General features: G+C 75.5%; 7 protein-coding genes. 3 read left to right on the top strand and 4 right to left on the bottom strand.

What is annotated here, in order from left to right; genetic code table 11:
• Positions 1-362 precede the first annotated feature (362 nt).
• From ettA to ACGF4C_RS25175, 3 genes are read left to right on the top strand one after another with little or no spacing between them, the layout of a single operon-like run.
• Complete coding sequence (gene ettA, locus ACGF4C_RS25165; RefSeq protein ID WP_388963105.1) at positions 363-2,027, top strand: energy-dependent translational throttle protein EttA; 1,665 nt, start codon at positions 363-365, stop codon at positions 2,025-2,027.
• 4 nt (positions 2,028-2,031) lie between these two features.
• On the top strand, positions 2,032-2,466 hold the full coding sequence (locus ACGF4C_RS25170; RefSeq protein ID WP_351534902.1) for a thioesterase family protein: 435 nt from the start codon (positions 2,032-2,034) through the stop codon (positions 2,464-2,466).
• Entirely contained in the window at positions 2,463-3,203 is a 741-nt protein-coding gene (locus ACGF4C_RS25175) for a hypothetical protein (RefSeq protein ID WP_393569072.1), read from the top strand. The genes ACGF4C_RS25170 and ACGF4C_RS25175 overlap by 4 nt, the downstream gene beginning before the upstream one ends.
• 29 nt (positions 3,204-3,232) lie before the next feature.
• Here ACGF4C_RS25175 and ACGF4C_RS25180 read toward each other — a convergent pair whose 3' ends face one another.
• From ACGF4C_RS25180 to ACGF4C_RS25195, 4 genes are all read right to left on the bottom strand, one after another.
• On the bottom strand, positions 3,233-4,333 hold the full coding sequence (locus tag ACGF4C_RS25180; RefSeq protein WP_393569073.1) for an ABC transporter ATP-binding protein: 1,101 nt from the start codon (positions 4,331-4,333) through the stop codon (positions 3,233-3,235).
• Positions 4,330-7,056 (bottom strand): FtsX-like permease family protein, encoded by a 2,727-nt coding sequence (locus ACGF4C_RS25185; RefSeq protein WP_393569074.1) that lies wholly within the window; start codon positions 7,054-7,056, stop codon positions 4,330-4,332. Before ACGF4C_RS25185 ends, ACGF4C_RS25180 begins: the two co-directional genes overlap by 4 nt.
• A 40-nt stretch (positions 7,057-7,096) precedes the next feature.
• Positions 7,097-10,495: an FtsX-like permease family protein gene (locus ACGF4C_RS25190; RefSeq protein ID WP_393569075.1), complete on the bottom strand. Its 3,399-nt coding sequence runs from the start codon at positions 10,493-10,495 to the stop codon at positions 7,097-7,099.
• A 226-nt stretch (positions 10,496-10,721) separates the two neighbouring features.
• Entirely contained in the window at positions 10,722-11,126 is a 405-nt protein-coding gene (locus ACGF4C_RS25195; RefSeq protein ID WP_393569076.1) for a globin, read from the bottom strand.
• Positions 11,127-11,342: the final 216 nt, after the last annotated feature.

An 11,342-nucleotide genomic window follows, 5' to 3' on the forward strand; every position in this document is an offset into this window, starting at 1 on the left:
CAGCGATCTGTGCGTGGCGGGAACAAAACGTGGCCCCGGAGGGTTAACGGTCCGGGGCCACAGACACGTGGGTCCCGGGGCGCGCCCTCATGAGTGCCCCGGCGCCGCCGTCGGCCCCCGGCATCCCGTATGACATCCCGCACCCTGCCCGCCGTGTCCGCACCGCCTCGTGGGCGTCCGCCCCTCGGCACCCGTTTCCTTCCGGGGACGGACGTACGGCAAGATGGGTGTATCTGCCCTCCCACGGTCGCGACGGACGTCACGACGCCACGCCGGCGCGCGCATGACGGACGTACGACGGACGGTGGCCCCGGGCGGTGCCGCACAGACCCTGATCGATCCAATCTGCCGGACGGTTTCTCTTGGCTGAGTACATCTACACGATGCGCAAGACGCGCAAGGCGCACGGCGACAAGGTCATCCTTGATGACGTGACGCTGAGCTTCCTGCCGGGCGCAAAGATCGGTGTCGTGGGTCCCAACGGCGCCGGTAAGTCCACGGTGCTGAAGATCATGGCCGGTCTCGAGCAGCCGTCGAACGGCGATGCCTTCCTCTCTCCGGGCTACACGGTCGGCATGCTCCTGCAGGAGCCGCCGCTGGACGAGTCGAAGACGGTGCTGCAGAACGTCCAGGACGGCGCCGCCGAGATCATGGGCAAGCTGCACCGCTTCAACGAGGTCGCCGAGCTGATGGCCACCGACTACAGCGACGAGCTCATGGAGGAGATGGGCAAGCTCCAGGAGGACCTCGACCACGCCAACGCGTGGGACCTGGACACCCAGCTGGAGCAGGCCATGGACGCGCTGGGCTGCCCGCCCGGTGACTGGCCGGTCACCAACCTCTCCGGTGGTGAGCGCCGCCGCGTCGCGCTGTGCAAGCTGCTGCTGGAGGCCCCCGACCTGCTGCTGCTCGACGAGCCCACCAACCACCTGGACGCCGAGTCCGTGCAGTGGCTGGAGCAGCACCTCGCCAAGTACCCCGGCACCGTCGTCGCCGTCACCCACGACCGGTACTTCCTCGACAACGTCGCCGGCTGGATCCTGGAGCTCGACCGCGGCCGCGCCCACGGCTACGAGGGCAACTACTCCAAGTACCTGGAGACCAAGCAGGCCCGCCTGAAGGTCGAGGGTCAGAAGGACGCCAAGCGCGCCAAGCGCCTCAAGGACGAGCTGGAGTGGGTGCGCTCCAACGCCAAGGGGCGGCAGGCCAAGTCCAAGGCCCGTCTGGCGCGTTACGAGGAGATGGCCGCCGAGGCCGACAAGATGCGGAAGCTGGACTTCGAGGAGATCCAGATCCCGCCGGGCCCGCGCCTGGGCAACGTCGTCGTCGAGGTCGACAAGCTCAACAAGGCCTTCGGCGAGAAGGTCCTCATCGAGGACCTCAGCTTCACCCTGCCGCGCAACGGCATCGTCGGCGTCATCGGCCCCAACGGCGCCGGCAAGACCACGCTGTTCAAGATGATCCAGGGCCTGGAGACCCCGGACTCCGGCGACATCAAGGTCGGCGAGACCGTCAAGATCTCCTACGTCGACCAGGGCCGTTCCAACATCGACCCCAAAAAGACGCTATGGGCCGTGGTCTCCGACGAGCTGGACTACATCAACGTCGGCCAGGTCGAGATGCCCTCGCGGGCGTACGTCAGCGCGTTCGGCTTCAAGGGCCCGGACCAGCAGAAGCCGGCCGGCGTGCTCTCCGGTGGTGAGCGCAACCGCCTCAACCTGGCGCTCACCCTCAAGCAGGGCGGCAACCTCCTGCTCCTCGACGAGCCGACCAACGACCTCGACGTCGAGACGCTCTCCTCGCTGGAGAACGCCCTGCTGGAGTTCCCGGGCTGCGCCGTGGTCGTCTCCCACGACCGCTGGTTCCTCGACCGAGTCGCCACCCACATCCTGGCGTACGAGGGCGACTCCAGGTGGTTCTGGTTCGAGGGCAACTTCGAGTCCTACGAGAAGAACAAGGTCGAGCGCCTCGGTGCGGACGCGGCCCGTCCGCACCGCGCCACGTACAAGAAGCTCACCCGGGGCTGACCTCGTGCGACACCTCTACTCGTGCCCCCTGCGCTGGTCGGACATGGACGCCTTCGGCCATGTCAACAACGCGGTGTTCGTCCGCTACCTCGAAGAGGCGCGGATCGACTTCATGCGCCGGCTGGCGCCGGGGGACGGCAGTCCGTCGTTCACGGGGGGCTCGGTCGTCGCCCGCCACGAGATCGACTACGTGCGGCCGCTGGTGCACCGGCCCGCGCCGGTCACCGTCGAGTTGTGGGTGACGAAGATCAGCGCCGCGTCGATGACGGTCGGCTACGAGGTCAAGGACGAGGACACCCTCTACCTGCGGGCCTCGACCGTCGTCGTGCCGTACAACTTCGCCGAGGAGCGTCCGCGCCGCCTCACCGCGGAGGAGAAGGCGATCCTCAAGGAGTATCTGGCCGACGCGTCGCACCAGGAGGGGGCCGTCGCGGTATGACGGTGCTCGCCCTCGCCGATGCCGGGGAGGCGGCGGACCTCGCCGCCTTCCTCGCCCGGCTGATCCACTACGACCGGGCCGCCGCGGTCCGGCTGCAGACCGGTGGCGGGGTGCTTGCCGTCTTCGGCCGGCCGCCGTCCTTCGAGGTGCTGGCGATCCGTACGGCCCGGCTCGCCGCGCCCACGGGCCCCGGCGACGCACCCGGCAGCGGCCTCGACATCACCGTCTCCGCCGGTGACCTCCTCGAAGGCATCGACGAGGAGCACGGCACGCTGCCCGTGCCCGCCGCCGTCACCGGCCCGCCGTGGGCCGGGCTGCTGCCGCCGCGCGGCGGCTGGCAGCGGGTGCCCGGACTGCCGGCGCCGGAAGCGCTGCTGCGCGCGGTGGCCGCCGCGGTCGCCGAGTTCCGGGCCCGGGACGAGGCACTGCCGCCCGAGCGCCGCACCCGTGCCGAACGTGACCGTATCGGCCGGGAGATCTGGTCGCGCACTCTAGGGGACACCCACCTCCCGCTGCGCGCCGCGCACGCCGCCCAGTCGCTGGGCTTCCTCCGCCCGGTCCGCACGGCCGTGCTCGCGGCCGGCGGCGGCCCGCACCCCACCGAGCCGCCGGCGCTGACCCTGCTGTCCGCGGGCGGCTGGCTGCGGCTGCGCACCCCGTACGGGTCGGTCGCGGTGCGCACCGGCGGACCGTCCGGGCTTACCGGCCTGTCGGGCCTGACGGTCACCCCCGTCTGAGCCGCTCGGGGCTCCTCTTACGGCGTCTCTTACGGCGTCCCGTCGGCGGACTTCGGGCCCTCACCGGTCGTCGTCCCGCCACTGGACGTCGTCCCGCCACTGGACGTCGTCCCGTCACCGGTCGTCGTCCCGTCACCGGTGCCGCGGCCGGAGGCGCCGTGCGCCGTCGGGTCCGGCCACACCCCGATGTGGTCGCTCTCCAGCTCCAGCAGCACCCGGTGCGCCATGCCCAGGCTGCTGGTGTAGTCGGCCGGCAGCTGGAGGCGGCCGGCCCGGTCGAGCATCGCGTACTCCCGCGCCACCAGCGCCTCCCGGCCGGTCGCGGCGTCCCGTTCGGTGCGCCGCAGCACCTCCGACGACGTCCGGCCGTCGCGGATCGCGACCGTGCGCCGCACCTCGTCCGCCACCGCCTGGTCATGGGTGACGATCACGATCGTGGTGCCCAGTTCCTCGTTGGCGGTGCGGAACGCGGCGAAGACCTGCTCGGCGGTGTGCGAGTCCAGTTCGCCGGTGGGCTCGTCGGCCAGCAGCACCGCCGGGGTGTTGGCCAGCGCCACCGCGATGGCGGTGCGCTGCTGTTCGCCGCCGCTCAGCTGGTGCGGCCGGCGGTCCCGGCAGTGGTCCAGCGACAGCATCGCCAGCAGCTCCCCGGCCGCCTTCGTGCGGGCCGCCCGGCGCCGTCCGCCGCGCAGCTGCATCGGCAGGGTGACGTTCTGCAGCACCGTCAGGTACGGCAGCAGATTGCGGGCGGTCTGCTGCCAGACGAAGCCGACGACCTCCCGGCGGTAGGTGAGCCGGGCCCGGGCGTCCATGGTCAGCAGATCGCGGCCGGCGACCGTGGCGGCGCCCGCGGTCGGCACGTCCAGGCCGGCGAGGATGTTCATCAGCGTCGACTTGCCGCTGCCGGACGCCCCCACCAGGGCCATCAACTCGCCCTGGGATACGAGGAGATCGAGGCCCTGCAGGGCCTGCACCTCCACACCGTCCGCGGAGAAGACCCGCACCAGACGGTCGCAGGCGATCAGCGCGTCGTGCCCGTAGGCGGGCCGCTCGCGCCGGGCCGCCGCCCGCGCTTCCAGCTCCGCCAGGCTCACCGGCGCGCCCGTGGCGCCCTCGGGCCGTGTGCTCATGAAACGTCCCCCGCTCTCAACTCGGTGCTCTCCCGCCGCCGTTCGCCCACCCACGCCTGGACCAGCGCGACCGCCAGGGCCAGCACGACCACACCCGCCGACGGCAGCAGCAGGGAGACGGGATCGGTCTGCAGCCGTACGGTGCCCGGGCCGCCGCCGGCCGCACCGGGCAGGGCGAGTGGGGTGAGGTCCGTGCCGGGGCCCAGCAACCGGATCGCGGCGGCCCCGGCCAGCACCCCGCCGACCGCCGCGAGCAGCGCCGGCGGCAGCGCCTCCAGCACCATCAGCTGCCGCCCCCGCCCCGGCGGCAGCCCCATCGTGCGGAGCCCGGCCAGGAGGCGGGTGCGTTCCGGAGCGGTCCGCAACAGGGAGAGGAGCAGGGCGAGCAGCGCGAAGCCGGCACCGGCCACCACGGCGGCGGTGTAGAGGCGTTCGGCGCCCTGCTGGAGCGGCGAATCGGCCAGCCCGGCGCGTTCGGCGGAGCGCAGCGACACCTGGACGGTGAGCGACGCCGGGCTGTGGGCGCGGACCGCGGCCCGCAGCGCCCCGGCGTCCAGCCCGCGGCCGGACAGCAGCATCGTGGTGGGCCCGTTGTCCGCCTCGGCATAGGTGTCGGGGTGCACCCGGGCCACGCTCCGGGCATTGACCAGCACGAAGTCGCCGCCGGGCTGGGCCGGGGTGTCGGCGCGCACCGCCCGGGGACGGACGACGAGTTGGCCGAACTCCGGTTGCAGCGCCATCGGGGCGTCGCCGAACCGGGTGCGTACCCGCGGGGAGACGATCGCGGGCAGCGGCCGGTCACCTCCCGGGTCGGCGAGGTCCGCGGCGGGGAAGGCGCCCAGGCCCATGGCACGGGCGAGCCGGGCGTACGCCTGGGGTTCGGCGATCACCAGGTAGAGGGGCGGGCCGCCGTCGTCCGCGGTCAGCGCACTGATCCGCAGCGGTACGGCGTCCTCGACGCCCTGCACCCGGGCCACGGCCCGCTGCAGCGCGCCGGGCAGCGGCCGTTCGGCGGAGATCCGGGCCTCGGCGCCGACCGCGGTCAGCGCCGCGCGGTCCCGGGCCGTGGCGACCCCGGCGAGCACCGAGCCGCCGAAGGACGCGGTGGTCAGCGCGACCAGGAGGGCCAGCAGCGGCAGGCCCGCGGTGGCCGGGGCGCGGCCCGCGCGGGCCAGGGCGAGGAAGCCGGTCAGCCCCGAGGTGCGGGCGGCCGGGCGGGCCGCCAGCCGCAGCGGCAGCGGCCAGAGCCGCAGCAGCACCAGCGCGGCGATCACGGCGACGAGCACCGGCGCGGCGCTGACCAGGGCATCCACGCCCCCGCCGGCCGTGGTGCGACGGCGCAGCGCGACCACCGCGCCCACCGCCAGGACCAGCACGGTCAGTTCGGCGACCGTCCGGCGCCGGGACGGGCGGGCGCCGGCCACATCGGCGCGGGCGGCCGGGCGGGGACGGCGGTGTGCGGCGGCGGCCCGCAACGGCAGCGTGAGCGTGCCCAGCAGCCCGGCCCCGGCCGCCGCCAACAGCGCCGGCAGCACCCGCCCACCGGGCACCAGCAGCAGCGCCAGCCCGCCGCCGGCCACCGCGGCGGGCAGCGCCACCACCGCGGTCTCCGCCGCCAGCCGCCCTGCCAGGCCCACCAGCGACGCGCCGCGCGCCCGCAGCAGCGCCAGCTCCGGGCGCCGGCGGTCCGCGGTCAGCGCGCCGGCCATCAGCAGCACGATCCCCGCGACGGTGCCGAGGCCGAACGCGGCCACCGCGATCACCGGGGCGATCGCCGCCCGGGTCCGTGCGTAGCCGTCCAGCAGGCCGTCCACCGCGCTGTCGGCCAGCGCGCCGGTGCCGGCCACCGCGCGCAACCGGGCCAGTGTCGCGCCGTGTTCGACGGACAGCACCCGCTCCCGCAACAACGGTGCGTCCCCTGCGGTCAGCGCACCGGCGTCGACCGGACAGTGCCAGAACTTCTCCGGCTCCCCGTCGGTGGCCAGCAGCGCCGGCCCGTCCCCGGGAGCCAGCAGCAGCCCGGCACGCCAGAACCTCTGCGCCGGGGTGCCCTGGGTCACGTCCCGGCGGGGCGCCGCCCGCAGCGGATCCGCGGCCCAGTAGTCGCCCTGCGGCTCCCGCGGCGCGAGCAGCCCGGAGATCCGTACGGTCAGGCCGTTCAGATGCAGGGTGCGGCCGGTGCTCAGGTGCAGGGTGCGGGCGGTGGCCGTGGTCACCGCGGCCTCCAGCGTGCCCGCCCCCGGCGCCGCGGCGCGCGGCAGCCGGCCGTCGGTGACGATCGCGTGCCGGCCGACGCCGGAGGCCGCGTACAGCGACAGCTCCGGAGCGACGCCGTCCGGCCGGGGCAGCCAGGAGTCCCCCGCCGCGAGCGGTTTCGTGGTGCGGACGCCGTGCACCGCGTCCGCCACCGCGATCCGCAGCGGGGCGCGGAACAGGGCCCGGATCACCCGGTCCTGACGGTCCAGCACGGCCGGCGCGTAGCCGGCCGCCGGGTCCGCGCCGGTGACGTCCGCCCGGCCGACGGAGATCTCCACCGCCCGCTGCTCGGGCGGCGCCGAGGCGAGCGCATCGCGCAGCCCCGCCGTCTCGTACGCCGTCACCCCGCGCGGGAACGCCGCCGCCAGGAACGCCGTGACCAGCACCAGCGCGCCCAGCGCCAGCGCCGCACCGCGCGCGGACCGCAGCCGGACGCCCAGCCGGCCCGGCCGGGTGAGCGCGTTCACCGGCCCCCACCCGCCCCCGGCGCCGCCGGTGCGGTCGTCATCACCGCACCCCCTGCCCGCGCAGCGCCGCCACCGGGTCGCCACGGCGCAGCCCGAGGGCCGCGACGACCAGCAGCGGCCCGGCCGCGACCGCCGCCAGCAGCCCGGCCACCTGGCCGGCCGGCAGCTCCACCAGCACCGGCGGCACCGGACGGGTGGCCTGCCCGGTCAGCACGACCAGCGGCACCACCGCCCGGGTCAGCGCCGCCCCCAGCACCCCGCCGACGGCCAGCGCCAGCACGATCAGCACCCCCTGTTCGGCGGCGAGCATCCGGGCCAGCTGCCGGCGCGGCGCCCCCAGCGCCCGCAACACCGCGAACTCGCGGTCGCGTTCGCGCACGGACCCGGCGGCCCCGACCGCGAAACCGACCGCCGCCAGCGCCACCGCGACCACCGCGGCCGCGGTCAGCGCGGTCTGCGGACCCAGCCCCAGCGGATCGTCGTGCAGCTCCCGGGCGAGCTCCGCGCGCACCAGGACCTGACCGGGGTCGAGGTCCGGGCGGGCGCGCAGCGCCCCGACGACCCGGTCCACCGCGCCCGGCCGGGGCCGCAGCCACCACTCGGTGGCGGTCAGCGGCGCGGCATCGAGGTCGGCCAGCGCCGCGTTGACGGCCCCGAAGTCGACCAGCAGCCCGCCACCGGCCGGCGGGCCGTCCGCCGGGCCGGGCAGCGCCCGCACCGCCCGCACGATCCGCGCCTTCAACTGCTGCCCGCCGACCGGCAGATCGACCACCGACCCGACCCGGGAGCCGCTGTCGCGCAGATACGCGTCGGTGGCCACGGCGGCGAGCGGCGGCCGCGGCGGATGCGCGGCGGTGATCCGCACGGTCGTCACCGCCGCGCTCCACTCGTCGCGCCGGGCACCGGTGTCGTACGTCTGCGACAGCAGCCCGCCCGCGGGCACCTCGGTCCGGCCCGCGCGCGGCCCGGACGGCTCGCCCACGTCACTGCTCTTCTCGGTGATGTGGGCCCGCCAGCCCGGCCCGGCCGGCGCGGTGAGCGGCCGGACGGTCCCACCTGCGGTGACGGCCTGCGCGGCGGACACGGTCAGCCGCTGCCGGTACGACACCGGCGACTGGTCCAGGTCGGCCAGCAGGCCGGTCACCCGCAGCGGCCCGGCCGGACGCCCGGCCGGCGGGCCGGCCGCGGCGGCCAGGTCCGCGCGCAGGGTGTGCGGCCGGCCGTCGGCCGCGAGCCGGCCCAGCGGCAGCGTGTACGGCACCCCGAACCGGTCGGTGACCTGGACCGAGAGGACCGCGGGCACCGGCCCGGTGTCCTTGCCCGGGTCGCCGATCCGCGGGCCGTCGGCCACCGGCGGCAGCGCCTGCACGGACCGCAGCTCCGCCGTCATCCGCAACACCCCTGTACCGGGCGGCAGTTGGAGGCCCACGGGCCGGTCGTCCTTCGGCGCCACCGCGCGCAGCACCCGGTCCGCCGCGCCCGCCGAGTCCACGGCGCCGCCCGCCAGGTCGCCGCGCAGCAGCAGCGCGCCCGCCGACCGCCGGGCGTCCAGCGCGAGCAGCGAGGAGGACCGGTCGCCGGACAGTTCCATGGTCACCAGCCCCACCGGAAGCGCCGCCGCCACCCCCGGTACCGCCGCATAACCGCCGCCCTGCCCCATCTCCGGTGTCCGGCCGGCCAGTACGCGCACCGCCGCGCCCGCCCGGAAGTCGGCCTGGTCGTCCTGCGAACGCTGCCAGGACGCGCGCTGGCCGATCGCCAGCATGCCCAGCGCGGTGGCCAGCACCAGCAGCAGCACCGGCCCGGCACCCCGGCCCGCGTACCCGCCGCCCGTACGGAGCCCGGTGCCGGGGGAGGTGCGCCGGCTGATCTGCCAGCCGGCCAGCGCCGCGGGCAGCCCCCGGCCGCGGGCCGCGCCCCGCTCGGCGATCCGGGCGGCGAGCGGCAGCAGCCGCAGCGTCAGCACCGTACCGGCGAGCAGCGCCAGTGCCGGGGCGGCCACCAGCACCGGATCGACGCCCAGCGCCCCGGTCCCGTCGCCGGTCAGCACCCCGCCGCCGGTCCCACCCTCTTCGGTGCGCTGCCGCAACTGCCAGTACGCGACCCCCGCGATCACCAGCAACCCCAGGTCCGCGCCGGCCCGGGCGGCACCGGGCAGCGCACCGGCCCGCCGCCGGCGCGGCGCGTCGGACCCGGTCCCGAGCAGCGCCGGGGCGGCGACCGCCAGGGCGCAGCCCAGGGCCACGGCGGCACCGGTCAGCCAGGTCGCGCCGGTGAGCCGGGTGTCCAGCGGCAGCCCGATCCGGGCCAGGGCGCCGTGTGAGCCCAGCAGCCCGATCAGCGGCCCGGACAGCAGCGGCCCGGCGACCGCGGCCGGGACGGCCAGCAGCAGCGACTCGGCGAGGGCCAGCCCGGCCAGCTGCCGCCGGGAGCCGCCGCGGGCCCGTAACAGGGCCGTCTCGCCGGACCGTTCACCGCTCAGCATCCGCGCGACCAGCAACAGCGCGTACCCGGCGAGCATGACCAGCTGGAGCGCGACGATCAGGATCGTGGCGCGGTTCACCAGCAGCGCCCGCCGCAACTGCTCCAGCGCCGCGGGCAGATCGGTGCTCGCGGTGGCATGGCCGGCGAACGCCGGATCGGCCATCAGCACCTTGGGGGCCCGGCCGGCCGCGGCGCCGAGCGCCGGCAGCCGGTCCGCGGTCAGGGTGCGGAAGTCGGCGGTGGCCAGCCAGCCCACCGAGTCCTGCACCAGCCGCCCGGCGCGGAACGCCGCCGGGTCGGCCAGCAGCGGCCCGTAGGTCGTGAAGCCGACCGTGCGCACCCCTCGGCCGCCGAGGTCGTCGAGGTTCCAGTACGGGTCGGTGCGGTCCGCGGGCCGGTAGACGCCGGTGACCACGACGGTCAGACGGGGTGGCCCGGACAGCCGGTTGTCCAGGGTGAACCGCCGTCCGGGCCCGGCTCCGAGCCGGGCGGCCGCGGCCTCGGGCAGCGCGACCGGGAGCGGACCGTGGCGTTCCGCGGTGGGCCAGCGGCCCTTGACGAGGGTGAGCCGGGAGCGGTCGAGGGCGGCGAGCTGGGTGAGGCCGGGTTCTCCGGTGCGGGCGCGGGACGGCTGCGAGGTCCGGGGCAGCGCGTACGGCCCGGAACGGGTCAGCGTGCGCACCGTGTACGGCAGCCCGTCGAACGCCCGCCGGGCCGCCGCGGCGACCGCCCGGTCCGCGGACTTCCTTGCCCCGGGCGGGAGTTGGGCCTTCACCTGGAGCGCGGCGGCGGCCGCCGAACCCCTACGCAGCGCCTGCCGGAGCCCGGCGTCGCCGACCGACTCCGAGAACGCCGCCAGCGTCGCCAGTACCGTCCCGGTCAGCAGCACCGACAGCAGGGCGGCGACCAGCAGCAGGCGATGCGCCCGCACGCGCAGTAGGGCATAGCCGGCCACGGTCCCCCCTGCCGTGTTCAGCGTCGCCCGCAGTCACTCGCTCGCGGTCGGTCGAACGGATTCACACGGATGATCGACGCAACGGATGGCACGGATGCTGCCAGAGTGCGAGGCGTCCGGTAAGCGGTTTCCGGGACGCCTTGACCGGATCGTGACGGAGGTGTCCGGAGCGCCCACCCGCGGCCGGGCAGGGGCGGGGAAGTGTGACGTATCTCTCGCGCCGGTCTCAGTCCGCGGTATTGATCATCGACGCGGCGGCGTACGTGAGGTAGTTCCACAACTGCGTCTCGTGTTCACCGGCCAGACCGAGCGAGTCCACCGCGTCCCGCATGTGCCGCAGCCAGGCGTCGTGCGCGGCCCGGTCGACGGTGAACGGAGCGTGCCGCATCCGCAGCCGTGGGTGCCCGCGGCCGTCGCTGTACGTGCGGGGACCGCCCCAGTACTGCATGAGGAACAGCGCCAGCCGCTCCTCGGCCGGGCCCAGGTCCTCCTCCGGGTACATCGGCCGCAGCAGCGGATCCTCGGCGACTCCCTGGTAGAAGCGGTGCACCAGGCGCCGGAAGGTCTCCTCGCCCCCGACCTGTTCGTAGAAGGTCTGCTCCTGCAGCGTGCCGCGTGGAATCTCATTCACGGATCCATGGTGGCATGACGCTGCGCTTGGCCGGCCTCCCACGTACCTGGCCGTCCCGCCGCGGGGCGCTGCGCTTTGCGGCGCCCCCGTACGTAGCTGTCTGTCCCGCCGCGGTGGTTTCTCGCCGTTGCGCCTGCGGCGGGCTGGGTTTGTGGTGGGTGCGGTGACGGGCCTCCGGGGCCGGTTGTGTGGACTGCTGTCGCTTTACGTCCACAC

The sequence above is a fragment of the Streptomyces sp. NPDC048197 genome, from assembly GCF_043202395.1.
Taxonomy (GTDB): domain Bacteria; phylum Actinomycetota; class Actinomycetes; order Streptomycetales; family Streptomycetaceae; genus Streptomyces; species Streptomyces siderophoricus.